The sequence below is a fragment of the Streptomyces sp. ID05-26A genome, from assembly GCF_033794685.1.
Taxonomy (GTDB): Bacteria; Actinomycetota; Actinomycetes; order Mycobacteriales; family Pseudonocardiaceae; genus Lentzea.
Genome location: NZ_JARAYZ010000002.1, coordinates 58,275 through 84,361 on the forward strand (window position 1 = coordinate 58,275; position 26,087 = coordinate 84,361).

Sequence of the window (26,087 nt, forward strand, 5' to 3'; positions counted from 1 at the left end):
TAGTGGCTGAGCCACTTGACCGGTTATCCTGGGCAGATGTCCGAGGCACTGCGGCCGATGGTGAAGTCCCGCCTGTACGAGCAGGTGCTCGAACGGCTGCGCGCGCACGTCACCGAGGCCGGTCTCCAGGCGGGGGACAGGCTGCCCGCCGAACGCGACCTGGCCGCGAGCCTCGGCGTCAGCCGCGCGTCGATCAAGCAGGCGATCGTGGTCCTGGAGGTCCAGGGCCTGGTCGAGGCCCGGCACGGCGGCGGCACGTACCTGGTGCGCGACACCCTCGACGTCGAACCGGTCGAGCAGCTCGTCGAACGCCGCAAGCGCCTCCCCGAGGTGCTGGAGGCCCGTGAGGCGCTCGAGACCAAGCTCGCCGAGCTCGCCGCCGAACGCCGCACCGACGCCGAGCTGGAGACCATCCGCGAGGCGCTCGACCACATGCGCGACGAGATCGCCGAAGGCGCCAACGGCGTGGAAGGGGATCGCCGCTTCCACGCCGCCGTCACCGCCGCCGCGCACAGCTCGCTGCTGGCCGACTTCATGAAGACCATCGCCGGTCAGATCACCGAGAGCCGCACCGAGTCGCTGCGCCAGCCGGGCCGTCCGTCCCGCTCACTGGCGCAGCACACGGCGATCTACGAGGCCATCGTCGCGGGCGACGCGAAGAAGGCCGCCGCGGCGATGCGCAAGCACGTCCGGACCGTCGCGAAGGTCCGGCTGCTCACCTGGGTGCCCGAAGACTGATCACCGGACCACCCGTGCCCTGCACGGTCCGGCTGGAGCCGTCCCGTTCGTGCACCACGACCTTCCACTTCCGCTTGGTCGGCGTGGACGAGTGCACGAGCAGGAGGTCACCGGCCTGCACGATCCGGGTCCGCTTGCCCTTGTCCTCGTACAACGTGAACTGACCGTTGGCGCCCGCCGTCACGTGCACGGTCAACGCGTCCACCGGGTTCTTCGCGTCGTTGGAGACATCGGCACTGCGCTCGACCAGCACGCCTCCGGACCGCATGAACACCGGCATGGTGTCGAGGCCCGCGCTGACGGTCGCCCAGGTGTTGCCCTGGTGGACCTGACCGGTGAAGTAGTCCGTCCACTGACCCGGCGGGAACCAGACCCGCGTGGAGCCGACGTCACCGGGCGTGGTGATCGGCGCGACCAGCAGATCCGGTCCCAGCAGGAACTGGGTGTCCACTGTGGAGTACGCCTCCGGGCTGCCCGGGTACTCGAGCCACGCCGGCCGCTGGAGCGGCACACCTGTCCGCTGGGCCTGTTCCGCCAGCGAGTAGATGTACGGCACGAGCCGTTCGCGCAGGTTCAGGAACTTCGTCGCGGACGCCTGCGCGGCCGGTCCGTACTGCCACGGCAGCCGGTCGCCGTGGTTGCTGTGCAGGCGCGTGATCGGCTGGAACGCGCCCAGCTGCACCCACCGGGCGTACATGTCGTCCGGCATCTTGGTGGTGTAGCGGACCTGGCCGTTGTCGAGGTAGGTCTCCGAGCCGCGCAACCCGGTGGTGTCGTTGTGGCCGCCGATGTCGTGGCTGATGTTGGACATGCCGGTGGCCACGCCCTCGGCCGAGGTGTAGCCGATGGTCGCCTTCAGCGTGCCCCACGTCGACGAGGTGTCGCCGGTGAAGTGCAGGGTCGTGCGCTTCTCCGCCCACGGCCCGGTCGGCAACGGCCCGGAGCCGCTGTACCCGCCCGCCTGCAACGAGCCGAACCCGCGCGAGAACGCGAACGAGCCCATCTTCGAGTACTGCTCGTTGATCCACGAGTCCGCGGTCACGCCGCGCTTCGAGGAACCCGAGCCGTCGCAGCACCAGTCGAGCCACCAGAAGTCGGTCGGCATCTTCTGGTGCAGCTCGACGTAGGCCCGCAGCTGGTCCGGGTCGGCCCAGTCGAACACGTAGCAGTTCGTGCAGGAACCCTTGGCCAGCTTGCCCTTCGCGGTGGCCTGGGCCTGCGCGAAGTCCGGGTCGTCACCCTGGATGCTCGGGTGGATGTTGAGCGTGCTGTGCAGTCCCTCGCCGTGCGCCCAGTCGAGGAAGCCCTGCGGGTCGGGGAACTTCTGCTGGTCCATCCGCCAGCCGTTCCACAGGTTGTGGCCCTTGAAGTCCGTGTCGACCACCAGGACGTCCAGCGGCACACCGTGCTCCCGGAACTTCGGCAGGATCCGGTCGCGGTAGTCGGCCGCGGTCCGGTCGATGTACTCGGAGTACCAGACGCCGTAGGCCCAGCGCGGCAACAACTTCGGCCCGCCGGTCAACGCCGTGAGGTCGCCGAGCGCGGCCTTGTAGTTCGTGCCGTAACCGAACACGTACCCGTCCTGGTACGGCTGCGCGCCCCGATCCGCGCGCGGGTTTCCGTTGCGCAGAGCCGAAGGGGTGTCGTCCAGCAGGTACCAGCCGTCGCGGTACATCAGGCCGGGCGTCAGCTGCGGATCACCGTTGTTGCCGGTGTACCCGTCGAGCGAACGCCGGTAGCCGCCGAGCGCCAGGTGCTGGACGGAGTTGTCGATCCCGACGGTGTCGAGGTTGACGTGGCAGCCGGTGGCCGGGCACGTCACCGTGAGGTCGGAAGTGCCTGCCGGCAACGAGACCTGCGCCGTCGCCGTGGCCCACGTGGCCCAGTTCGCCGTCACGGGCAGTGTGACCGGCTGCCCGTTGACCAGCACGGTCCGCGGTTCGTGCTTGCCGTCGCCGCCGACGCCGTTGGCGTAGCGCAGCACCACCGGGTACGTGCCCGCCGCCGGCACGCTGGTCACGCGCTGGCTCAGCCGCGTGCCCCCGACGAGTTCCGCGACGAACCCGGTGCCCGCGAACCCGGCGTGCTCGTCGGCGATCTTGGCCGCGCCGCTCACCACGCCGTTCTCGGCCTCGCAGGTCGTGCCGAACCGGCAGTCGTCGGTGGCCCTGGCACTGGGATAGGCCTGGTCCGGCGACAGCAGGGCGAGGCTGTCAACGTTGACGTTGCCCGAGTCGGCCGCACCTCGCGTGAGCGAGACGCGGTGTTCGCCGGCCGCGAGGTCGACGTCCGTGGAGACCTGCTGCCAGGCGTTCCAGTCCGCGGTCGCGGGGAGCGTGATCTGACGGGGAGCCTGCCCGTCGACGGCGAGCCCGAGCGTGCGGTTCTCGTGCTTGCCGTCACCGCCCCGGCCGTTCGCGTACTTCACGACGATCCGGTGCCTGCCCGCGCTCGCCGCGCGCACCGTGGCCGTGATCCCGTTGCCGGTGTAGGAGAACCCGGCGACGAACCCGGCTCCGGTGGCCCCGGGGTGGTCGGCCGCCACGAGCACGCCCTCGCGCAGCTGGTCCTCGGCCTCGCAGAGCTGCCCGGTCGCACAGACCACCCGCCGCCACGGGGACGCGGTCGTGCCACCGGTCTTGAGTTCGAGGTTGTCCGCGCGGAACGGCCCGGACCCCACGCGATAGCGGACGGTCATGGCCGACGTGGTGATCGTCAGCCAGCCGTCCCGCACCGCGGACGTGTAGGGCGTGCGGGGGAAGGTGCGGTTTACAACGTTGTAAGTGGCCTGGTCCTCAAAGCGCCGGTCCCCGGCGAATTCGGAACGCACCAGGGTGGGGGAGAGGATCTGGAACCGGGCCTGCCCGGAGACGACCGTGCCGTTCGGCTGGGCGGTCGCGGGAACGGGCAGGGCCAGGCTCAGGAGGGCTAGCAGGGGGACGATCGTCGTGCGTTTCCGCATTCGTGCTCCTCGTCTGACGCCGTCGGCTTCCGAGGTGTTCAGGTAGCTGAACCTTCCTCACCTTGGCGTGACGATGTGGAGCGATCAAGACGCCAATCAGCGCACCACGCGATACGTCACATGCGTGAAGGCGGGACCCGAACGCGACGACAGCTGTTCCAGGGTCAGTCCGGGAACACCGTCGAACAGCCGCGTCCCGGCGCCGAGCGTGATCGGCACGATCCGCAGCCGCAGTTCGTCGATCAGACCGGCGGCCAGGTACTGGTTGACGGTGGAGGCGCCGCCGTGGATCGAGATGTTGCCGTCCCCAGGCACCTCACGGGCACGGTCGAACGCCGCCGCGGCGCCCTCCGTCACGAAGTGGAACGTCGTGCCGCCCTCCATCGGCTGCGGCTCGCGCGGGTGGTGGGTGAGCACGAAGACCGGCCCGTGGTACGGCGGGTCGTCACCCCACCAGCCGTTCCACGGACGGTCCCACGGGCCGCGGACCGGGCCGAACATGTTGCGGCCCATGATGAACGCCTTGGTCTCGGCCAGACGGTCCATCTGCCACTTCCGCTCGTCGGCGTCCTCGAACCACGCGTGCAGCGTGCTGCCCCAGCCGTCGCCGCCGTCGTCCCCGAACGGACGGTCCTCGCTCTGGCCGAGCCCCGCCGCGTAGCCGTCGAGGGAGATCGAGAGATCGCACGTCACCTTGGTCATGCCACAAGCCTGACCCCGCAGATTCATGACGTCCAATGCCAATACGACGGCGTTCTCATTGATAGCGTTGATGAATGCTCAGCCTGGTGCACCTCCGAGTGCTGGCGGCCGTGGCCCGGTGCGGCTCGGTGACCGAGGCCGCGAAGCAGCTGCACTACTCCCAGCCGTCGGTGAGCCACCACCTGGCGAGACTGGAGGCGGCCACGGGCGTGCAGCTCCTGCAACGCGCCGGCCGCGGGATCCGCCTCACCCCGGAAGGACGGCTGCTGGCCGATCGGGCGGCGGAGATCGTGGGCCGGGTGGACGCGGCGACGACCGAACTCGCCGCCCACGCCGGACTGCGGGCGGGACGGGTCCGGGTGGCGGCCAACGCGTCGACCGCCGCCACGATCGTCCCGAGAGCGGCCAGGCGGCTGGCGGACGAGCATCCCGGGCTGGGGCTGAGCCTGGTCGAACGGCACCCCGCCGAGGCGTTGCGGATGCTGCGCCACGGCGAGATCGAGATCGCGCTCGTGTTCCGCCACGCCGACACCCCGTTCGAGGAGGGCTTCCGGTCCGTCCACCTCGGCGACGACCCGATCCACCTGATCAGCAGGCACCCGGAGGACAGCCTCGCGAACCACGCGGAGTCGGCCTGGATCGGCGGGTGCGACGCGTGCCGGGCGGAGCTGGAGACCGTGTGCCGCAGCGAGGGTTTCGCGCCGCGGATCGTCTCGCACAGCGACGACATGGTCGTCGTGCAGGCGCTCGTGGCGGCCGGTGCGGGCGTCGCGATCCTCGCGGGTCTCGGGTTGCAGGCCCATCGGAGGCCGGACGTGGAAGCCAGCGAACTGGCCGGCTTCCACCGCGAGATCCACGCGGTGACGTACGGCGACCCGCCCGATCCTCCGGGCGTGGCCGCCGTGCTCACCGCGTTGACTCAGTCGTTCAGCGCTTCAACGTGAAGGTGAAGTCGCCGGAGACCTTGCCGGCCAACCGGATCGCCGACACGACCTTCCCGTCGGTGATCAGCCGTTCGACCTCACCGCGGGTCAGCCCGAACCCGTCCGCGATCAGTCGGATCGGCCTGATCGGGATCCGCGCCTCGAACCGCACCGCGACGTCGGCCACCTCCAGGTCGAGGTGACCGGACCCGCCGGTGTCGAGCCGCCACGCGCCCTCCCAGTCGAGGGCGATGTGGTTGCGGCGCTGCAGGAGGGTGTCCTGCAACAGTTCCGCGACGAGCGTCAGGTCGTTGGCGTGCAGGCGGTCCAGCAGTGCGGGCCGGACGGTGCGGACGTGGGCCCGCTCGAAGATCGTGAGCTTGGCCGTGTCCCCGCAGCCCGTGCAGAGCACGAGCAGCCACGCGTCGAGGACCTTGTGGTTGGCGTTGACCCGGAACTTGCCGCTCGCCCGGAAGCGGTCGGCGGCGCACACGTGGCAACGGCGGTGGACAAGAGGAAGACAGGTGGGCACGACGGCCCAGGTGTTGAGCACAGAGGTACACCGTTCGGTGAGAAATCCGCAGCAAAGGGAGCGCGCTGCTCAGAGAGCGGCGCGCAACGAAGACCAGCGCTTGGGAGAACTCAGGCGATGTACAACGGTGCGTCCTTGCCTCGACGACTCAGTCGGGCAGGAACGTAACGGCCTGGGGCGGCACGATTCCACCCAATTTCGGCAGGGTGGCGGACCCGAGCGCGGTCTCCAGCTGCTCCCACCGCGTCACGAGGTCCGAGAGCATCAGCATCATCACGTCCGGGAAGGCGTACAGGAAGCTCTGATAGCGGTAGTGGTCGAGGTAGAACACCACCACGTCGTCGGTCAGCGCAGTCGCCGAAGTGGTGCGGGCGTTGAAGAACAGGTCGTAGTGGCCGAGCAGCCCGCCCCGGCCGAGCACCGACCGCGCGTAGATCCCGCCGAAGTCGACCTCGACCCGGCCGGAGGCGACGAGGAACACGCCGTGCGCCGCGTCGTCCTCGCGGAACAGCACATCGCCTGCCGTGTAGGGGATCTCGTCGAACATCGACGCGAGCGTCTCCAGTTCGGCGTCCGCGAGCGCGCCGAACAACCGCACGCCGTGGGGATCGACGCTCTCCCGCAGGCAGGCCACCCGTTCGGTCAGTTCGCGTTCGGTGATGTGGTTCATCCGCATCCGCACGAACCGCAGCATCCGGTCGGTGTTGCGTGACTGGGCACGGGATTTGCCGGCACTGGGTGGGGTGTAGAGGTCGGAGCGTCCGCTGATCCGCGCGGCCTCGCGGCGGCCGGACTCGTAGGCGCTGTGCACACAGCCCCAGTGGTACGGGTTCGTGCCCTCGCCGGCGAAGAACAGCCCGTCGCCGACCGGTTCGGCCAGCGTCGCGATGTCCTTGGACGACGATCCGACGCCGATGCAGGTGTACGAGCCCAGCGCGTACGGGTCCGACGACCACGTGGTGCGCGAGACGCTGCGCGGGGCGGGCGCTTCGGCGCCGAAGAGGTCCTGGACGACGTCCGTCGCGTACGCCGAGACGGCCTCCTCGGACCAGGTCTCCATCTCACGGCCGAGAGAGGCACCGAGCAGCATCACGAGGATCGGCTTGCCGTGCGACTTCCACATGCTGATGACGACGGTGGGGTAGCGATCGGTGTCGCGGCAGAGGTAGCCGAACACGTACTGGTCGCGCGGCCAGAACGGTGCGTCGTAGTGCAGGGCGATCTTGTTGAGCGTGCCGAAGCCGAGCCGGGCGATCGCGGACCGCTTGGCCGCCGGTAGTGGCGGCACGAACTCGATCGCGTCCGCCTTCAACACCCCCAAGGGCAACGTGACGAGCACCTTGTCCGCTTCGAACACGCCGCGGTCGGTGGTGACGCGTCCAGGCTCGATGCGCGAGACCACGTGGCCGAGCCGGACGTCGAGCCCCTCGGCCAGAGCGTCCACAACGGACTGATAGCCCTGGTGCAACGTGCTGTCGCCGTAGCCGTAGACGAGGTAGCCGTCCTCCCAGTGCTTGAGGGAGAGCTTGTCCGGATCCTCTGCCGCGTCCTCGCGCAGGATCACGTTCAGGTGGTACCGGACGGCCTGTTCGTCCTCGGGGGACAGGCCGTGTTCGGCCAGGACCTCCTTCATCGCCTGACCCAGCGGAACGTCCGGGTGATCTCCCTTGCGCGCCACGTCGGCGCGGCGTTCGAGCTCGTGCAGGATCTCGTCGGCCAGTTCCACCGTCCGGGTCTTGTAGCGGTGGTTCACCGCGCGCCGGTCGGCTCCGAACAGGTCGAGGCTGTCGAACCCACCGGTGTAGGCGCTGTCCCCGCCCACGTAGCTGTACGGGATCCCCAGGTCCTCCACCAGTTCGGTGATGGGGTTGCCGTCCGTGCCGTGGATCCAGTGCGCGCCCAGGTCGACCCCGTGCTCGTCGGTCCAGATCCGGCCGCCGGCGCGGTCCCTCGCTTCCAGGACGGTCACGGGGTGGCCGAGTTCGCGCAGCGCACGTGCCGCCGCGAGGCCCGAGATCCCCGCTCCCACCACGAGGACGCTCGGTCTCGCGTCCTCACCACCACCATCAGATACCGAGGGCATCGCTCGATTGTCGGGCAACCATCCGTGCCCGAACATTCCCGGATCGTGTGCTCGCGCTGGGCCGTCCGGGTTGTCCGCGCGCGTCCCGAAAACCGGCTCCGACCTCGTCACCAGCGCTGCGCTCCCCGAGGGAACCGGGACTACCAGGTAGTGACTTGATCTACAACCGCCGGTATAACTTGTTCTCATGCGCCCACAGTGAGGAAGATCACATGACCCACACAATGACGTGTGACAACGGTTTTGAAGGTCCTTCACGACGTTCGTTCATAGCTGGAACAGGTTCTATTCTTGGGGCTGTCGCCCTGGGAGGCGTCGCTCCGGTGGCACGGGCGGCGACCTCGATCGCGGACGCGGCAGTCGTTCCCGCCCTGGTGATCGGCACCGGCTACGGCGGAAGCGTGACGGCCCTGCGGCTCGCTCAGGCCGGTGTCGACGTCCACATGGTCGAGATGGGCATGGCGTGGGACACCCCCGGCGCGGACGGGAAGATCTTCGCGAACACGACGACCCCGGACCAGCGTTCGTTCTGGCTGCGGACCAAGACGAAGCAGCCGCTGAGCCACTTCCTGGGCATCCCGATCGACAAGGCGGTCCCGAAGTACACGGGCATCCTCGACGCCGAGGAGTTCCCGGGCATCACCGTCTACCAGGGACGGGGTGTCGGTGGCGGTTCGCTCGTCAACGGCGGCATGGCCGTGACGCCGAAGCGGGAGAACTTCGCCGACGTCCTGCCGATGGTGAACGCCGACGAGATGTACAACACCTACTACCCGCGGGCCAACCAGGAGCTCGGCGTCAACCTGATCAGGGCGGCCTGGTTCGACTCGACCCCGGCCTACCAGTACGCGCGGGTCGGCCGGAAGCACGCCCAGCGGTCGAACTTCCCGTTCGTCTTCGTGCCCACCGTGTACGACTGGAACTACATGGAGCAGGAGGCCGCCGGGACGGTGCCGAAGTCGGCGCTGGCCGGGGAGATCCTGTTCGGCAACAACCACGGCAAGAAGTCGCTGCAGAAGACCTACCTCAACAAGGTCAGGGCGACCGGCCGCGTCACGATCTCACCGCTGCACCGGGTCGTCGACGTCAGGCCGGCGACGGGCGGGTACAAGGTCACCATCGAGCAGCTCAACACCACCGGTGACGCGATCGCGGTCAAGGAGGTCACCGCGGCGAAGGTGTTCTTCGCGGCGGGCAGCGTCGGCACGAGCAAGCTCCTGGTCAAGCTGAAGGCCACCGGTGCGTTGCCGAACCTGAACGGCGAGGTCGGCAAGGGCTGGGGTGACAACGGCAACGTCATGTGCGGCCGCGCGAACCACATGTGGGACGCGACCGGCACGCTGCAGTCGTCCATCCCGACCCTGGGCATCGACAACTGGGCCGCGGGCGGAGCCTTCGCCGAGGTGGCGCCGCTGCCGACCGGGATCGAGACCTACGCGTCGTTCTACCTCTCGATCACGAAGACGCCGAACCGCGGCACGTTCACCTGGAACGCCGCCGCGGGCAAGGCCGAGCTGAACTGGCAGACGGCGTGGAAGGAGGTCTCGATCAGCGCCGCGAAGTCCATCTTCGACAAGATCAACTCAAAGGAGGGGACGATCTACCGGACCGACCTCTTCGGCGTGTACAAGATCTGGGGCGACCACCTGACGTACCACCCGCTGGGCGGCGCGATCCTCGGCAAGGCGACCGACAACTACGGGCGCCTGCACGGTTATCCGGGCCTGTACGTCATGGACGGGTCGTTGATTCCCGGCAGCACCGTGGTGAATCCGTTCGTCACGATCACGGCGCTGGCCGAGAGGAACATCGAGAAGATCATCGCCACCGACCTCTGACCGGTCCGGTGTGGACCGGGGCCCTGGTCAGATCTTCGGGAGCACGCACATCGCGTCGAGGCCGAACACCCGGTTCAACCTGCCGAACACGAGCCACGCCCCGATGCTCATCGTGAGCTCGACGATCTCCGTCTGGCTGTAGTGCGCGGTCATGCGGGACCAGAACTCGTCGTCGAGACCGTGGTGATCCAGTGCGTACCGCTCGGCGTACTCCGCGGCCAGTCTCGCCCGGTCGTCGAAGGCGTCGGTGGTGCGCCACTGGGTCACCGCGTCGATGAAGTCGTCCTCGACCTTCTCGCCCTCGCGGTCGGTGCGCCACTCCAGGCAGAACATGCAGCCGTTGATCTGCGCGATCCGCAGCCGTGCGGCCTCGAACTCGCGCAGACCCAGCGTGGTGTGCTGGTAGACCGACAGCGAGAGGTTCGCGGCGGCCATGCCGATGCCCGGCACGAGCTCGCCCCACACGTACCCGATCGGGTCCTTGCCCTCGGGGATGTCGATGTTCATGGCCTGCTCCTTCCGAGCTTGCCGGCCGCGTGCCGCAGCGGGACGTCGAGCGCGTCGTAGAGTCCGGGCTCGGCCTGCGCGAGCCAGTCGATGGCGTTCACGATCCGGCCGACGGCGGTCGCGTTGCCGCCCGCGGACCGGTTCTCGCCCTCGTCGGCGGACTCGACCGAGACCTCGATGCGAGGCCGCCCCTCGATGATCACCTTGTGCGAACCGTCGCCGGACGCCGGCATCGGCCAGTCCGTCGCGCACGACTCGTGGATGCGCGTGACGTGCTCGATGACGATGAGCGGCTCGCCGCCGACGATGCCCTGCACCTCGAACCGGATCGCGCCCTGGGTGCCCTTCTCGAACTCGCCCATGGTCCGCGTCGTCACGGTCTCGTCCAGCGCGCGCCGGTCGACGGTCTCGCGGATCTCGTCGAGCTCGACGCCGAACGCCCGTGCCATCAGCCGGATCTGCCCGCCCCACACCATGGTCGGCACCGTCGGCATCAGCATCGGTGCCTGGTAGTCGAGCGGCTGCCCGAACCCGATCAGCCACCGCACCGCGTCGGGCTGGTCGTAGGTGGAGTAGTCGAAGATCTCCTGGCAGCGCACCGCGTCGATGGTGTGGCCGAGCCCGCTGACCAGCAACGGCAGCACGTCGTTGCCCCAGCCCGGGTCGACGCCGGAGACGAACAGCGATCCGCCGCCCTCCTTGATGGCGGCTAGAACCGGTTCTCGAACTTCGGGCGGCGCGCTCTGCGGGTCGTACAGCGCGTACAACGACGGCGTGACGACGATCGCGCCCGCGCGGATCGCCTTGGTGATGTCGGCCAGCGCGTCGTCTGGCCTGATGTCACCCGACGCGGCGTACACGACGGCGCGCGGACTCGTGGCGAGCACCGCGTCGATGTCGTTCGTGGCCTCGACTCCGAGGTTCTGCTCGATCCCGGCGAGATCGCCGGCGTCACGGCCGACCTTCTCGGGGTTGTGGACGACCACGGCCGTCAGTTTCAGCGCCGGATGGGCATCGACGGCGCGAATGGCGGCCCGGCCGACGTTGCCGGTGCCCCACACCACTGTGGCGATCATGTGGTGCAGATTACCTAGAACACGTTCTAGTTGTACAGCGCCGATCCGGCGAGAAGCCACCCGGCGCGCCGGAAGTCGCGCCGGGTGGTTCTCAGCGGTTCGAGGTCGGGAACCTGCCGTCTGAGCTGCCGAGAGCCACCAGTTCGGTGTACTGCTCCTGCCACGAGCGCTCGGTCGCGAGCAGGTCGGCGAGCCGTTGCACCCATGCCTCGTCCACGGTGCGTGCGGCGCCGGTGGTCAGATGGCGGGCGGTCTCCTCGCGTGCCTTGAACCATTCGGACAGCGTGGGCGCGAGCGCCGGTCCACCTTCGTCTGCTGGCATGGGCCGACGATACGCGGGTTCGTGGTGCTTGTTCCTGGTCAAGCGGCTACTGTGGGACGTGTCGGGGGTGCCAGCCGACGGCAACCAGCCGCTGCGGTCCCCGGCCCCGTCCGGTCCGGTGTCTCCGGCCGGAGAACGGAGCACCGGCTTGCAGCCGGATTTCCAGTCTTCCCCTTCCTCGTCCTCCCGGTTCGGCAAGTCGCGTCACGCGGCCGAGGACTTCGCTCAGGCGAGGTCGTCCGCCGAGGCCACCGGCATCGAGCGCCAGCGTCAGGCCGCCAAGCGAGTGGCGGAGCACGCTCTCGACGTGGGCGACTGCCGTGATCTGTTGTCCATGCTCGGTCTGACGAACCTGCCGGTGTCCACCGCGGCCGGCGTCGAAGGGGCTCGCGGGTGACTCGCGCCGTCCGGACCTGATAAGTCCACTGTGGAGTGAATGGCCGGAGACCTTTCACTCCACAGTGTCGGGTAACAACGGCACGGAGATGCCCGGATCACGTCCGAGCAGTGCCGCCCGCGTCACCGACCTCGACCCGAACCGGTCGCGCACGACGTCCAGTGCCGCGTCCAGGGCGGCCGGTTTCCGCTCCTCGAACGGCAGCGGCAGCTGCATCGGCGCGTCGTTCTGGAGGTTGGTCAGCGACACGCCCAGCAACGTGATGCCCCGGTTCTCGATCATGGGCATCGCGCCGCCGAGCAGTTCTCGCGCCGCCGCCAGCAGCACCTCGGTCTCCGTCGTCGGGTGCCGCAGCGTGTGCGAGCGGGTCGCGCGCGTGAAGTCGGTGAACCTCAGGCGCAGCACCACGGTCCGGCACGCGCGTTCGGCCGTGCGCAGCCGCCGCGAAATGCCGTCGATCAACGAGGCGAGGACGGCTTCCAGGTCGTCGCGGGTGCGTTCACGGCGGCCCAGTGCCCGCTGTGAGCCGATGGAGCGGCGCCGCCGTCCTGTTCGGACCGGCCGCGGGTCGTGGTTGTGCGCCAACGCGTGCAGGTGCCGGCCCGCTGCCCGGCCGATCATCGACACCAGCGCCGCCTCGCCGAGCGCGGCGACCTCGCCGACCGTCCGCACGCCCAGGGCGTGCAGCTTCGCCGCCGTGACCTCGCCGACGCCCCACAGCCGTTCGACGGGCAGCGGGTGCAGGAACTCGAGTTCGCGGTCGGCCGGCACGACCAGCAGCCCGTCCGGTTTCGCGACCCCGCTCGCGACCTTGGCCAGGAACTTCGTCCGCGCCACCCCGACCGTGATCGGCAGGTCGGCCCGCGCCAGCACGTCCGCCCGCAGTCGTGCGGCGATCACGTCCGGCGGCCCCGCGATCCGGTGCAGGCCGCCGACGTCGAGGAACGCCTCGTCGATCGACAGGCCCTCGACCAGCGGTGTCGTGTCGTGGAAGACCTCGAACACCGCCTTGCTGGCGGCGGAGTAGGCCGACATCCGCGGCGGCACCACGATCGCGTTCGGGCACAGCCGTCGTGCTGTCGCGCCGCCCATCGCCGTGCGCACACCGAAAGCCTTGGCCTCGTAACTCGCGGCCAGCACGACGCCACCGCCCACGATCACCGGACGGCCCCGCAAACGCGGGTCGTCCCGTTGCTCGACCGACGCGTAGAACGCGTCCAGGTCGGCGTGCAGGATCGGGGTGCTCACGAACACATGTTCGCATCCATCACCCGTTCAGAACAGTCACATCAGTGCACGCGCGATCGGCCAGGCGCCGGGGGAGGTGTTCGACAGGACGGTGATGGTGGTGCCGGTGTGCGGGTCGTGGGTCGACTTGAACGACGCCCCGGCGTCGTACCCGGCGAGGATCACGGTGTCGCTGGTCTCGTGCAGCCAGAACCCGAGCCCGTAGCGCAGTGACTCCTCGGGGACGTCGTGGCGCGGCCTGGTCGCCACCTCGGCGTCGGGCCCGGCGAACAGCGCGCGCCAGAACTTCGACATGTCGCCCGCGGTGGTGTGGATGCCGCCGTCACCGGTCGCGAGCACCGGCAGGTGGAAGACGTTGGAGCGGTCGAGGCCCTCCAGGTAGCCCACGGCCGCGTCGGCGGGCAGTTCGTCGGAGCGCAGGAAATCGGTCCTGGTCATGTCCGCCGGGCCGAGCACTCGTGAGCGGACGAGGTCGTGGTAGCCCTGCCCACTGGCCCGTTCGGCCAGCAGCGCGAGCACCACGTAACCGCCGTTGCAGTAGCCGAACCGTTCGCCGGCCTTGAACTTCGTGGGAATCCCGTCCAGCAACGGCAGGAACGCCTCGGTCGTGGTCAGCACGTGCACCGCGCCGATGACGTAGTCGTTCGCCTCCCAGTCGCCTTCCTCGTCGAGGTAGTCGCCGATGCCGGACGTGTGCGTGAGCAGGTGCTCGACCGTCACGTCGTCGGCGATCAGCGGCAGGTCGTCACCGAGCAGCGAACGGGCGGTGGTGTCGAGCGCCAGCTTCCCCTCGCGGATCAGGGAGAGCACGGTCAGCGCGGTGAACCCCTTGCCGCCGCTGGCGATGCCGAACCTGGTGTCGACGGTGGCGGGCACGCCGTACGTGCGGTTGGCGAGCCCGTAGGCCTTCGCGAACTCGACCTCTCCGGCGCGGTCGATCTGGACCACACCGGAGAAGCCCGTGTCCGCGGCGATCTTGTCCATGTCTCCCAACGGCATTCGCGCAGGCTAGCCCTGCGGAACCGGTTCGCTGAAACGGATTTTCCGCTGCAGGGCGAGTGGCAGCAGCACGACGACCGCGGCGAGCACGAAGCCGAGCCGGAACGAGCCCCCTCCGACGAGCAACGCCGCCGCGATCTGAACCCCCAGTGCCGCACCGATCGCCCTGGCGATCCCGCACGTCGCCGCCGCCACACCGGTGTCCTGTGCGCCGACGGAGGCGATCACGGCCGTGTAGGTGGCGGTGGACGCGGTTCCGACGCCGAGCCCGAGCGTCACGAGCATCCCGGCCGCGATCTGCCACGGCGCGTCGTGCCACCCGGCGACGAACAACGTCCCGGCAGCTGTGAGCGCGAGCCCCGTCACCAGGGCGGTGCGAGTGCCGGCCCGCCGGACGAGCACCCCGGACAACGGCCCGACCACGACGGCGATGGCGACGGTGGGGAAGAGGTACAGGCTGATCTCGCTGGCGGTGGCGCCGAAGCCGGACAGCAGTTGTGGCACCAGGAAGTACGTCGCCGAGTAGCTCGCACCGAGCGCGCCGGCCGTGATGCTCGCCGTCCACACCCCTCGTGTGCGCAGGATGCCGAGATCGACCATCGGATGCGCGGACCGCCGTTCGGCCACGACCCACCCGGCGCCGAACGTGAGCGCCACCACGAGCAGCACCGCGGCGTTGAGAAGTCCTTGCGGCGCCAGGAAAAGAGCCAGCATGAGCGTCGCGAGCGCCAACGCCAGCAACACGCCGCCCGGCCAGTCCGGACGCGTGCGCCGGACGATCCGGGGGCCGGGCAGCGCGAACGGCGCGGCGAGTGCCACGGCGGCCACGACCAGCGCCGGCAGCAGGAACATCCATTGCCGCGACAGGGCGTCCGCGAGCGGTCCGGCGATGAGCACGCCCAGGCCGCTGCCGACGGTGAACAGGCCGGTGAGCAGGCCGACCGCGACCGGAGTCTCCTTGAAGAGCTGCCGTGCCAGGACGAACGCCACCGGCAGCACGCCGCCGCCGAGGCCCTGCAGGAACTGTCCCAGCAGGATCACGGGGAACGACGTCGCGAACGCCGACAGCACGGCCCCGGCGACGATGCACCAGGTCAGCACGAGCAGGGTCCGGCGCCCGCCGCGGTCGTCGGCGATCTTCGCGACGATCGGCATGGTGATCGCCGAGGTGATGATCAGCGTCGTGGACAGCAGGCCGGCCTGGGCGGGGTCGAGGCCGAGTTCGCGTTGCAGCAGGGGCAGCGCGGGGAACGGGATGCTTTCGAGCGCGCCGATCGTGACGGCCAGGGCGGCCAGGACCGCCATCGCGGGTCGGGTGGAGCTGGGTGTGGTCACGGCTGGTCTCCCTCGTCCGGGGGCCAGTAAAGCTACAAGGTGTAGCTGAAATGCGACAGGGTCTTCCGCAACAATCTGTAGCGGAATCACGGAGCAACCAAACCGGCGAGCGCCCCGTTTCGGGAAGTGTCGGGCTCGTCCACCCCCGTGAAAGGACCGAGCGGACTTGTCGCTCGCCACCATCCAGCGCCCCACCGAGGTGCCCCTGCCGCCGGAGCAGGCGCGCGCACCGCGCCGGTGGCTGTTCGTGCTGGCCGCGGCCGTGTTGCTGGCCCAGATGGCGATCGCGATGATCACCACCGCCGCCGCGCAGACGCCGACCGTCGACGAACCCGTCTACATCGGCGCCACGGTCGTCTACCTGGAGCAGCACAGCCTCCGCTACAACCCGGAGCACCCGCCGCTGGGCAAACTGATCATGGCGACCGGCCTCGCGTTCGCGGACGCGCGCCTCGACCCGGGCTTCCAGGGCGACCAGACCGAACTGGGCCGGCACCTGCTCTACGAGTCGGGCAACGACCCCGGCGCGTTGCTGCTGGCGGCCAGGCTGCCGATGATCGTGCTCACGCTGCTGTTCGGGCTGGTCGTCTTCCTGTTCGCCGCGGACGTCACGAACCGGTCGGGCGGGCTCGTCGCGCTGGCCCTCTACGCGTTCTCGCCGGACATCATCGCCCACGGATCGCTGGCCACGCTGGACGTTCCGGCGGCCGGGTTCCTGCTCACGTCGGCCTGGCTGCTGTGGCGGGCACGGGCCAACCCGGCGCTCTACCTGCCGCTCGCCGGACTCGCGCTCGGCGCGGCGCTGGCGACGAAGATGAGCACCCTGGCCGCGGTCCCGGTGCTGCTGTTCCTGGTCTTCTGGCAGGCCCGCGTCAGGGCCGCGCTAGCCATGGTGCTGATCGCGATCGCCGTCGTGTGGGCGTCGTACCTCGCGGTGGATCCGTTGCTGCGCTGGGAGACTCCGCCCGGCCTGCCCGGAGCGCCGGTCTGGTTGCTGCCGTTCCCCGAGCCGTACCTCGACGGGATGCGCGTCCAGCTGGGATTCGAGAACCGAGTCTGGGGCGGCTACCTCTTCGGCACGCACTACGAGGGTTCGCACTGGTACTACCTGCCGGCCGCGCTGCTGGTGAAGACACCGGTGGGCGCCCTGCTGCTCTGGGCGGCGGGAGCCGTCGCCATGATCAAACGCCCGGCGGCCGCGTACGTCCTCGCCCCCGCCGCCGCACTGCTGCTGTTCGCGATGACGAGCGACCGGGACCTGGGCGTCCGGTACGCGATCTTCGTGCCGATGTTCCTCGCGGTCGCCGCCGCCGTGGTCGCCCACCGGCGTTATGCCGCGATCGCGGTCGCGCTGGTCGCCGCGAGTTCACTGTGGACGTTCCCGTTCTACCTGCCGTACTCCAACGAGGTGTTCGGCGGGCCGTCCAAGACCCACCTGCACCTGCACGACTCGAACGTCGACTGGGGTCAGGACCTCGGCAGGCTCGCCGAACGCCTGAAGCGCTACCCCAGCGAACGGAAGTGGCTCGTCTACAAGGGCTCCGGGGTGCCCGAGCACTACGGGATCCGCGCGGCCGACCCGCGCAAGGTCGCGCGGGACCAGGTGCACGGGTTGCTCGTCGTGTCCAACACGGCCATCGCGAAGGCCGATGACGCGCTGCGGGAGTTGATCGACACGAGCACGCCGATCGACGTCGTCGGCCACTCCATCACGATCTTCCGCCGACCGTAGGGAGAAAGTTCCGTACCCCTACGGATGCGGACCCTGATTGTTCCGCACGTGTCCTGCTCCGACAGTGATCGCAGTGAACGGCCCCCGTCCCTGCCCTGAGGTGGGCCGTTCCGAGATCCGGAGAGGAACCAACGTGACGAGAACACGGTCCTGGGGCCTGCTGGCCCTGGTCGCGGCCACGGTGCTGACGCCCGTCAGCATCGCGAACGCCGCACCGCCGAACGCCCCTGCGGCGAACTACCTGGGGGACACCGTCCCCGCCAACCTCGGTGACGCCTCGCCCATGTTCGTCGGCGGGCAGAACGCCACCGTGAGCGAGTTCCCCGGCATCGTCGCCGGCATCCGCGCCGGCGGCACCCGGCCGCAGGGCCAGACCTGCACCGGCACGGTCGTGGCGCCGCGCAAGATCCTCATCGCGGCGCACTGCGCGGATGCCCAGGGCGAGAAGAAGTTCGTCTACGGGCTCGACGACCTCAAGGACTACAACAACGGCAACGGCACCGGTTTCGCCGTGAACGTCGTCAGCTACAAGAAGCACCCGAAGTACGTCAACTTCGACCAGGGCTTCGACGTCGCCGTCGTGACGGTGGACCGCGACATCGCGCTCAAGGGTGGTGCCGCGTACCCGAAGGTCGCCACGTCCGCCGACTCCGGTGGTGCGGCGCCGGGCAAGACCGGCCTCGGCTTCGGCTACGGCAAGAAGGACTTCAACGACAACTCCGCCGACGTCACCCTCGACAAGGCGAGCCTGCCGGTCGTCAACGGCGACAGCGTCTGCCAGGGCGTCGGCGCGGGCTTCAAGTCGGCGACCATGATCTGTGCCGGGTACTCCGACGGCCGGATCTCGATCCTGCCCGGGGACAGCGGTGGCCCGCTGATCTTCGACGGCAAGATCTACGGCGTCGCGTCCTGGAGCCGGTCGGACTTCAAGTGGTACTCGATCTACGGCCGCCTCGACAACGAGATGGGCGACTGGGTCAAGACCGAGGTCGGCGAGCAGCCTCCGGTCGGCGACTTCGGGCTGAGCGTCGCGCCGGGGAGCGGTTCGGTGGCGGCGGGCAAGACGATCTCCGCCGGCATCACCACCACCGCCGGATCGGGTGGCGCGGAGAACGCCACGCTGTCGGCTTCGGGCCTGCCCAGCGGTGTGAAGGCGGTCTTCCAGCCGACGTCGGTCACCACCGGCAACTCGGCCAAGGTCACGTTCGACGCCACCACCTCGGCACCGAACGGCACCTACGAGGTCTCGGTCACCGGCACGACGTCGAGCGGTAAGACCGCGTCCGGCAAGTACTCGCTGACCGTCACCGGTGGCGGCGACCCGCAGCCGGGTGACTTCACGCTGGGCGCCTCGCCGAGCAGTGTCAAGGCGGCCAAGGGGAAGTACGTCTCCACGACGATCTCGTCGAACGGCGACGGCCAGACGATCACCCTGTCCGCGTCGGGCGTGCCCAGCGGTGTGAAGGCGGCCTTCCAGCCCGCGAGCATCGGGGCGGGAAGCTCGGCCAAACTCACGCTGGACGTCTCCACCACCGCGACCGCCGGTACCTCCAGCATCACGGTCACCGGCACCGACGCGAACGGCAAGACGGCCACCACCACGGTGTCGTTGACGGTGGAAGGCAGCGAGCCGCCCACCGGTGAGGTCACCGTGACCGCGACGCCGTCGTCCGCGACGGTCAAGCAGGGGCTGCTCGGCCAGACCCTGGTGAAGGCCTCCGGTGGCAGCGGGAACCTGACGCTCACCGCGTCCGGTGTGCCGACGGGCGCCCAGATGTCGTTCAACCCGGCCACGGTCGGCCAGAACGGCAGCAGCAACGTCTGGATCTTCACCAACTTCTCCACCCCGCCTGGCACCTACCCGATCACCATCAAGGCCACCTCGGCCGACGGCAAGACCGGCACGACGACGTTCACGCTGACCGTCACCCGATAGCTCCCCCTGGCAGGGGAACAGGGAAGAGCCCCGGAGCCGCAACGGCTCCGGGGCTCTTCTCGTGGTGGTGGGAATCAGACCGTCAGGGTCCAGGTGTCGATGTTGCCGATGTCGTACGTGTAGACGTCCTTCACCTGCAGCTTCCAGGTGCCGTTACGAGCTTCCGAGGACAGGTCGACGGTGTAGGTCTCGTGGACCCCCGCCGACGACGAGGCGCCGCCCGCCTTCTTCAGCACGTAGGACTTGCCGGACGGGCTGACGAGGTCGATCGCCAGGTCGCCGGTGTAGGTGTGGTCGACGTCGACCTTGACGGTTGCCGAGGCAGTGGAATTGCCAGTGCAGCCCGAGATCGTCACCGACGACGAGACGGCGGTGCCGGTGTCCGGAATGGACACGTCGTCGCCGTTCGTGCCGGGACCGCACTGCGGGTCGGGACCGCCGCCGATGAAACCGCTGTACAGCAGCTTGTTCGGCGAACCGGAACCCGGATTGGTGACCTTGCCGTCGGTGGCGCCGTTCACCAGGGCGTCGCGCAGGGCCTGGGGGCTCGCGGACGGGTTGGCCGACAGGTACAGGGCCGCGACCCCCGCGACGTGCGGGGTGGCCATGGACGTGCCGGACATGTTCGTGCTGCCGCCGTTCAGTCCGAGCGAGGTGATGTTGTCACCCGGCGCGAAGATGTCCGTGCAGTTGCCGTAGTTCGAGAACGAGGCACGGGCGTCGTTGGACGAGGTCGCGTTCACCGTGATGAGCGACGCGATCTTGGCGGGACCGGTGGAGCAGGCGTTCGTCGAGCTGTTGCCCGACGCGACGGCCATCTGCACGCCGGAGGCGACCATGCCGGCGATGGCGTCGTTGCCGATGTCGGCGGTGTCGAAGGTCCAGGAAGCGTTGACCACGGCGGGCTTCTGCGCGTTCGCCGTGATCCACTCGATGGCCTTGACACCGGCCGAGTCGGGGCCGTTGCCGGTGCAGCTGGTGCCGAGCATGCGGACCGAGACCAGCTTGGCCTTCTTGGCCACGCCCCAGGTCTTCGACCCGACCGTCCCCGCCACGTGGGTGCCGTGGCCGGAGCAGTCCTGACCGTTCTGGCCGTCCTCGATGAAGTCGGCGCCCACGGACGCGCGCCCCTCGAAGTCGGCGATGTTCGTCTTCACGCCCGTGTCGGTGATGTAGACCGTCACGTTCGACGCGCCACCGCTGGGATAGGTGAACTTCTTGTCCAGCGGCAGATTCGCCTGGTCGACGCGGTCGAGGCCCCACGTCGGGTTGGTCTGCACGTCGAGCGCCCGCGCGGTGCCGTCCTGGTAGACGGCCTTGACGGCCGGGTCGGCCGCCAGCTTCCGCGCCGCGGCCTCGGTCAGGTTCTTGACCTGGAAACCGCGCATGGCGTGGGAGAACACGGCGTCGAGGGAACCGCCGTACTTCTGGGTGAGTGCTTGCGACGACGCCTGGATGGCGGCGCCGGGCTTCAACGACACGATGAAACTGCCGCCGGTCGCGGGATTCTTGGCCTTGACGAAGTCGGCTTCAGCCGCCTGAGCCGGGGTGGCCAGCAGGGCGGAGGCGACGAACACAACGGCGAGCCCGCAGGTGGTGCGGTGCATGGGAAGTCCTTCCGGAACTCGTCAGAACGTCAGGGTCCAGGTGTCGATGTTCCCGGCGTCGTAGGTCCAGACGTCGGTCACCTGCAACTTCCACGTGCCGTTGCGGTTCTCCGCGGAGGCGTCGACCGTGAAGGTCTCGTGCACACCGGCGGACGAGGTCGCGCCCTTGGCCTTCTTGAGGCTGTAGGTGGCGCCGGACGGGCCGACCAGGTCGATGGCCAGGTCAGCGGTGTAGGGGTGGTTGATGTCCACCTTCACCTTGGTGGTGGTGGACGCCTTGCCCGTGCAGCCGGTGACGTTCACCGACGAGGACACCGCGGTGTTCGTGTCCGGAATGGACACGTCGTCACCGTTGGTGGCCGCGGCACAGGGCTCGGGGTCCGGGCCACCGCCGCCGATGAAGCTGATGTTGAGCAGCTTGTTCGGCGATCCACGCAGGTCGCTGATCTTGTCCGGCGTGGAGTTGTTCACCAGCGCGTCGCGAACCTGGGCAGGGGTTGCGGACGGGTTCGCGGACACGTAGAGCGCGGCGGCACCCACGACGTGCGGGGTGGCCATCGAGGTGCCGCCCATCGACGTGGTGCCGCCGCCGTTCTTGGTCGACGTGATGTTCGAGCCGGGCCCGAAGAGGTCGACGCAGGAGCCCCAGTTCGAGGCCTGCCCGCCGGTGTAGATCGAGCGCTTGTCGGCCGAGTCGCTGGCGGCCACCGTGATGCCCTCCGGCACGCGGGCGGGCGAGGTCTGGCAGGCGTCGCCGTTGTTGTTGCCGGCCGCGAGACCGAACGTCACGCCCGCCGCGATCGCGCGCTTCACCGCGTTGTCCACAGTGGAGTCCGCACCGCCGCCGAGGCTCATGTTCGCCACGGCCGGCTTCTTCGCGTTCTGCGCGACCCAGTCGATGCCCTTGATGATCTGCGAGTACTGGCCGTTGCCGGAGCAGTCGAGCACGCGGACCGCGACCAGGTTCACCTTCTTCGCCACGCCGTAGGTCTTCGAGCCGACCGTGCCGGCGACGTGCGTGCCGTGACCCTGGCAGTCCGACGCGTCGGCGTCGTTGTCGATGAAGTCGTAGCCGTCCTTGGCCCGGCCCTCGAACTCGGTGTGCTGCTTGTAGATCCCGGTGTCCAGGATGTACGCGGTCACGGCGGACGCGGTGTTCGGGTAGGTGTACTTCGCGTCGACGGGCAGGTTCGCCTGGTCGATCCGGTCGAGTCCCCAGGTCGGGTTCGTCTGGGTGTCCGACATGCTCGCCCAGCCGTCCTGCTGGACGTAGGCGACGGACGGGTCGGTGGCGAGCCTGCGCGCCGCCGCCTCGTCCAGCTTCACGGCGAAGCCGCGGACCGACGCGACGTAGGTGTTGCTGACCTTGCCGCCGTGCTTGCGGGCGAGGTCGAGCGCCTTCGCGTTGGTGGTGGGAGCGTCGCTCGCGCCGTCCTTGAACACGACGATGTAACTGCCCGAGACGGGCCTGTCGGTCTTCTGGATCGACCCCGTCTGGGCGGAAACAGGGCTGCTCACCGCCGCTGCGACGGCCAGACCGATACCGGCCGCCGCGAGCACGCGTGTTGTGCGATCGAGTCGCATCTCTGGTTCTCCGTTCTCGGCCGCCTCGGCAGGGGTGGGCGACCACGTGCCGATCACCTTCGGGCGGCGTCGAACGGCGAACAATCCGGATATCTCTACGTAGGGATACCCGTCTTTCACCTACCATCGGTGCGGATGAGCCGGACACCGAGGTCCAGGGCGCGGCGCTGCGACCCCAGCGGACTGATGCGCACGAGCTCGCCGGTGCTGGTGGGGCGAGGTGACCAGCTCGGCGCGCTGCGCGCCGCCGTGCCGAGCCACCCCGCGGTGATCATGATCGAGGGTGAGGCGGGCGTCGGGAAGTCACGCCTGGTGCGCGAGCTCCTCGACGCAGACCTGGGGCCGATCTCCGTCCTCATGGGCCACTGCCAGCCGGTGGGGGAGCCGTTCCCGTACGGCGCGGTGCTCGAGGCGTTGCGCGACTGCACGGATCGCCTGGCGCGCAACCACTCGCGGCTGAGCCCGGTGTCGGGTGTGCTCGGCGCGCTGCTGCCGGAGCTGGCCGGGTACCTGCCCGCGCCGCTGCCCTCGACCGGTGATCCGCGCGCGGACCGCCACCGGTTCTTCCGCGCTCTCCGTGAACTCCTCGGCGTGCTCGGGCCGGTGCTGCTGGTCGTCGAGGACCTGCACTGGGCCGACGACGGTTCCCGGCAGCTGCTGCGGTTCCTGATGGGCGATCCGCCCGCCAATCTGTCCATCGTGGTCACCTACCGGCGCGAGGACGTGCCCGGCGGGATGCCGCTGGGCACGGCGTACCGGCCGCCGACGGGTATCACCAGCGCGCTGCTCGAACTCGAACCGCTCGACGTGGCCGAGGTGCGGGCGCTGACGTCCGCGATCCTCGACGGCGAAACGGTGTCGGCGGAGTTCGCGGCCAAGCTGCACGAACGCACTGCGGGCATCCCGTTCGTGGTCGAGGAGACCTTGCGGGCGCTGCGAAATCCCGCCGGTGCCGTGCACGCGGACGGTGCCACGGCGCGACGGCTGCTCGACAACGTCGACGTGCCGGTGCTGCTGCGCGACGCCATCGCCGAGCGTCTCGCCGCGTTGCCCGAGGCGGCGACGAGGCTGGTCCAAGCCGCCGCCGTGCTGGGCGCGCCCGCGTCCGCCGAACTGCTCGGCGAGGTGGCCCAGATCAGCGAGAGCCGGGCGGCGTTGACGCACGCGCTGAGTGGGCATGTTCTGCACGAGGTCGACGCACGGCGGTACGGCTTCCGGCACGCCCTGGCCCAGCAGGCCGTCTACGACACTCTCAGTGGCCCCGACCGGCAGGAGCTGCACCACCGCGCCGTCGAGGTGCTCGACCAGGTCGAACCCCGTCCGCTCGTCCAGCTCGCCGAGCACAGCGAACGGGCCGGGCGCACGTCCGCGTGGCTGCGCTACGGCGAGGCCGCCGCGGACAGGGCCGTCGAGAACGGCGACGCGGGCACCGCCACGGCCCTGTTGCAACGGCTGCTGCTCGACCCGGCCGTGCCCGCGGCCGACGTCGACCGGCTCGCGATCAAGCTCGGCCAGATCGCCCACCAGGGCCTCGACCAGCTGGATCCGACCGAGGCGCTGGAACGGCTGCTGTCGGACCGGCGCCTGTCGACGGCCGCGCGCGGACAGGTCCGGCACTACCGGGGCGTGCTGCTGATCCGCCAGGCCGGCGGCATCGAGGAGGCGCGCTCCGAGCTCGAACGGGCCGTCGCCGACCTGACCGAACGCCCGGACCTCGCCGCCCGCGGCGAAGCCGTGCTCGGCCTGTCCTACCTGGGCATGACCCCGATGAGCGAGGTCCAGCCCTGGCTCGACCGCGTCAGCCGGGCCCGCGCGGCCGAGACCGACCTCGAACAGCAGCTGGCGCTGTACGCCAACGAGGTCGGGTCCAAGATGCACACGGGCGACCCGTCGGTGCTGGCCGAGTGGGACTACCGGCCCGCGACGACGTCCGGCGAACTGCGCCAGCTCGCCCGCGCCCACTGCAACCTCGCCGACGCCCTGACCACGACAGGTCACTTCAGCCAGTGCGCCGACCTGCTGCGCGACGGCCTGCGGTTCGCCGCCGAGTGCGGAGCCCCGTTCACCGCGAGCACCGCGCACGCGACGAGGGCTCGCCTCGACTGGCTGCGCGGCGACTGGGACGGCCTGGCCGTGCGGGCGCAGACCCTGCTCGACGAGTACCGCGACCTGTTCCCGCTGGCCAGCGAGCTGTGCCTGATCCTGGGCTCGCTGGCGACGGCGCGCGGCGAGTGGGCGGAGGCGACCGACCACCTCACCGAGACGGGCGCCTTCGCCCCCGAGGAGTCGATCACCCCGGTCGCCATCGCGGGCTGCGCGGCCCTCGCGCGGACCATGCTCGCCCAGGACGAGATCACCCGCGCCTGCGTGGACGTCGACCGGGGCCTGGCGATCATCAGGGTGAAGGGCGTCTGGGTGTGGGCGACCGAACTGGGCCCGGTCGCCGTGGCCACGTTCCTCGCGGCCGGCCGGGAGACCGACGCCGAGTCGTTGATCGTCGACATGGCCGCCGGGATCGAGGACAGGGACGCGCCGATGGCGTTCGCCTCGCTGGCCTGGTGCAGGGGACTTCTCGCGGAGGCACGGGGCCGGCTCGACGCCGCCGTGTCGCTGTTCCGCGAGGCAGCGGACCGGTACACGGCACTGCCCGCGCCGTACTACGCCGCGCTGGTGGCCGAACGCGAGGCCGCCTGCCTGCTGCCGTCGGACCAGGAGAAGGCCGCCGAGATCCTGTCGGTCCTGGTGGACACGTTCGACGGCCTGGGCGCCACCCGCGACGCGGCCCGGTGCCGGCACCAGCTGCGCAGCATCGGCGGCGGCAAACCGTCGCGGCGCGGCAGGCGCGGGTACGGCGACGAGCTGTCACCGCGTGAGCAGGAGGTCGCCCGGCTGCTGGTCGCCGGGCACACCAATCGCAAGATCGCGGACGTGCTGTTCCTGTCGCCGCGGACCGTCGAGCAGCACGCGGCACGGGTGCTGCGCAAGCTCGGCGTGTCGTCGCGGGCCGAGTTGCAGGCCGAGGACCTCGTCTAGGTCGAGCCCGGTCAGCTCGCAGCTCTGCCGCCACAGTTCTGCCGCGGCCCCACAACTGGCCGTCTTGCCGCGCGCAGGCGGCGCTACCGCGGTAGCACGGTCTTCATCGGGAACTGCGAGTTCGTCCGCGCCACACCCGGCAGCCTCGTGAGAGCCGACATGTAGAGCTGCTCGTAGGCGACGAGATCGGCGACGGCGACCCACAGGTGGTAGTCGGGCTGCCCGAACATCCGCGCGCAGTACTCCACGGCGTCGATCTCCGCGATCTTCGCCTCGAACGCCTCGATGGTCGCCGTGTCCTGCGCGGCGAGGTCGATGTGCACCAGGACCCGGAACCCGCGGCCGAGCGCGACCGGGTCGATCGCGGCGTGGTACCCGGTGATCACCCCGGCCTCCTCCAGCGCCCGCACCCGCCGCAGGCACGGTGACGGCGTGAGGCCCACCTTGTCGGCCAGTTCGGTGTTCGTGAGGCGCCCGTCCTCCCGGAGGTGACGGATGATTGCTCGATCGATGCGATCCACTGGCAGATCATG

General features: G+C 69.7%; 20 protein-coding genes. 7 read left to right on the top strand and 13 right to left on the bottom strand.

What is annotated here, in order from left to right; all coding sequences use genetic code 11:
* The first annotated feature begins 36 nt into the window (after positions 1-36).
* Positions 37-738, top strand: coding sequence for a FadR/GntR family transcriptional regulator (locus PV646_RS15980; protein ID WP_500342523.1), 702 nt, complete (start codon positions 37-39; stop codon positions 736-738).
* On the opposite strand, the gene PV646_RS15985 is transcribed toward PV646_RS15980, so the two are convergent.
* Both PV646_RS15985 and PV646_RS15990 read right to left on the bottom strand, forming a co-directional pair.
* Positions 716-3,700, bottom strand: a complete 2,985-nt coding sequence (locus PV646_RS15985; protein WP_500342525.1) for a TIM-barrel domain-containing protein — start codon at positions 3,698-3,700, stop codon at positions 716-718. The two genes, PV646_RS15980 and PV646_RS15985, sit on opposite strands and share 23 nt — an antisense overlap.
* Before the next feature lie 96 nt (positions 3,701-3,796).
* Positions 3,797-4,402, bottom strand: coding sequence for a dihydrofolate reductase family protein (locus tag PV646_RS15990; protein ID WP_500342527.1), 606 nt, complete (start codon positions 4,400-4,402; stop codon positions 3,797-3,799).
* Positions 4,403-4,476: 74 nt separating this feature from the next.
* Between PV646_RS15990 and PV646_RS15995 the strand changes: the two genes are divergently transcribed.
* Positions 4,477-5,346, top strand: coding sequence for a LysR family transcriptional regulator (locus tag PV646_RS15995; protein WP_500342529.1), 870 nt, complete (start codon positions 4,477-4,479; stop codon positions 5,344-5,346).
* Here the strand turns inward: PV646_RS15995 and PV646_RS16000 are convergent.
* Both PV646_RS16000 and PV646_RS16005 read right to left on the bottom strand, forming a co-directional pair.
* Complete coding sequence (locus PV646_RS16000) at positions 5,330-5,878, bottom strand: DUF1062 domain-containing protein (RefSeq protein ID WP_500342531.1); 549 nt, start codon at positions 5,876-5,878, stop codon at positions 5,330-5,332. The genes PV646_RS15995 and PV646_RS16000 overlap by 17 nt on opposite strands.
* Before the next feature lie 127 nt (positions 5,879-6,005).
* Entirely contained in the window at positions 6,006-7,940 is a 1,935-nt protein-coding gene (locus tag PV646_RS16005) for an FAD-dependent oxidoreductase (protein WP_500342532.1), read from the bottom strand.
* Positions 7,941-8,152: 212 nt separating this feature from the next.
* Between PV646_RS16005 and PV646_RS16010 the strand changes: the two genes are divergently transcribed.
* Positions 8,153-9,778, top strand: coding sequence for a GMC oxidoreductase (locus PV646_RS16010; RefSeq protein WP_500342534.1), 1,626 nt, complete (start codon positions 8,153-8,155; stop codon positions 9,776-9,778).
* 27 nt (positions 9,779-9,805) lie between these two features.
* On the opposite strand, the gene PV646_RS16015 is transcribed toward PV646_RS16010, so the two are convergent.
* The 3 genes from PV646_RS16015 to PV646_RS16025 all read right to left on the bottom strand — a co-directional run bounded on the left by PV646_RS16015 (position 9,806) and on the right by PV646_RS16025 (position 11,683).
* The gene (locus PV646_RS16015; protein WP_500342536.1) at positions 9,806-10,285 is read right to left on the bottom strand and encodes a carboxymuconolactone decarboxylase family protein; all 480 of its coding nucleotides are present in this window, start codon (positions 10,283-10,285) and stop codon (positions 9,806-9,808) included.
* A complete protein-coding gene (locus PV646_RS16020) occupies positions 10,282-11,361 on the bottom strand; it encodes an NAD(P)H-dependent amine dehydrogenase family protein (RefSeq protein WP_500342539.1) in 1,080 nt (359 codons plus the stop codon). Before PV646_RS16020 ends, PV646_RS16015 begins: the two co-directional genes overlap by 4 nt.
* 91 nt (positions 11,362-11,452) lie before the next feature.
* Entirely contained in the window at positions 11,453-11,683 is a 231-nt protein-coding gene (locus tag PV646_RS16025) for a hypothetical protein (protein WP_500342543.1), read from the bottom strand.
* A 148-nt stretch (positions 11,684-11,831) separates the two neighbouring features.
* Between PV646_RS16025 and PV646_RS16030 the strand changes: the two genes are divergently transcribed.
* Entirely contained in the window at positions 11,832-12,080 is a 249-nt protein-coding gene (locus PV646_RS16030) for a hypothetical protein (RefSeq protein WP_500342545.1), read from the top strand.
* Between the two features lie 54 nt (positions 12,081-12,134).
* Here the strand turns inward: PV646_RS16030 and dinB are convergent, their stop codons facing one another.
* Genes dinB through PV646_RS16045 form a run of 3 tightly spaced genes read right to left on the bottom strand, consistent with a single transcriptional unit; the run spans position 12,135 to position 15,662 of the window.
* The gene (dinB, locus tag PV646_RS16035; protein ID WP_500342548.1) at positions 12,135-13,328 is read right to left on the bottom strand and encodes a DNA polymerase IV; all 1,194 of its coding nucleotides are present in this window, start codon (positions 13,326-13,328) and stop codon (positions 12,135-12,137) included.
* Positions 13,329-13,364: 36 nt separating this feature from the next.
* Positions 13,365-14,327, bottom strand: coding sequence for a serine hydrolase domain-containing protein (locus PV646_RS16040; protein ID WP_500342550.1), 963 nt, complete (start codon positions 14,325-14,327; stop codon positions 13,365-13,367).
* A gap of 9 nt (positions 14,328-14,336) precedes the next feature.
* The gene (locus tag PV646_RS16045) at positions 14,337-15,662 is read right to left on the bottom strand and encodes an MFS transporter (protein ID WP_500342552.1); all 1,326 of its coding nucleotides are present in this window, start codon (positions 15,660-15,662) and stop codon (positions 14,337-14,339) included.
* 277 nt (positions 15,663-15,939) lie between these two features.
* Between PV646_RS16045 and PV646_RS16050 the strand changes: the two genes are divergently transcribed.
* Both PV646_RS16050 and PV646_RS16055 read left to right on the top strand, forming a co-directional pair.
* Positions 15,940-17,394 carry a phospholipid carrier-dependent glycosyltransferase gene (locus tag PV646_RS16050; RefSeq protein ID WP_500345016.1) on the top strand — a complete coding sequence of 485 codons (1,455 nt, stop codon included), beginning with the start codon at positions 15,940-15,942 and terminating at the stop codon, positions 17,392-17,394.
* A gap of 133 nt (positions 17,395-17,527) precedes the next feature.
* The gene (locus PV646_RS16055; protein WP_500342553.1) at positions 17,528-19,330 is read left to right on the top strand and encodes a trypsin-like serine protease; all 1,803 of its coding nucleotides are present in this window, start codon (positions 17,528-17,530) and stop codon (positions 19,328-19,330) included.
* 74 nt (positions 19,331-19,404) lie between these two features.
* Here PV646_RS16055 and PV646_RS16060 read toward each other — a convergent pair whose 3' ends face one another.
* The gene (locus PV646_RS16060) at positions 19,405-20,937 is read right to left on the bottom strand and encodes a S8 family serine peptidase (RefSeq protein ID WP_500342556.1); all 1,533 of its coding nucleotides are present in this window, start codon (positions 20,935-20,937) and stop codon (positions 19,405-19,407) included.
* Between the two features lie 21 nt (positions 20,938-20,958).
* Entirely contained in the window at positions 20,959-22,521 is a 1,563-nt protein-coding gene (locus PV646_RS16065) for a S8 family peptidase (RefSeq protein WP_500342558.1), read from the bottom strand.
* A 135-nt stretch (positions 22,522-22,656) separates the two neighbouring features.
* Here PV646_RS16065 and PV646_RS16070 point away from each other — a divergent pair, with 135 nt between their 5' ends.
* Positions 22,657-25,554 (top strand): ATP-binding protein, encoded by a 2,898-nt coding sequence (locus PV646_RS16070; protein ID WP_500342559.1) that lies wholly within the window; start codon positions 22,657-22,659, stop codon positions 25,552-25,554.
* Positions 25,555-25,637: 83 nt separating this feature from the next.
* On the opposite strand, the gene PV646_RS16075 is transcribed toward PV646_RS16070, so the two are convergent.
* A complete protein-coding gene (locus tag PV646_RS16075) occupies positions 25,638-26,075 on the bottom strand; it encodes an Lrp/AsnC family transcriptional regulator (RefSeq protein WP_500342562.1) in 438 nt (145 codons plus the stop codon).
* Positions 26,076-26,087 lie beyond the last annotated feature (12 nt).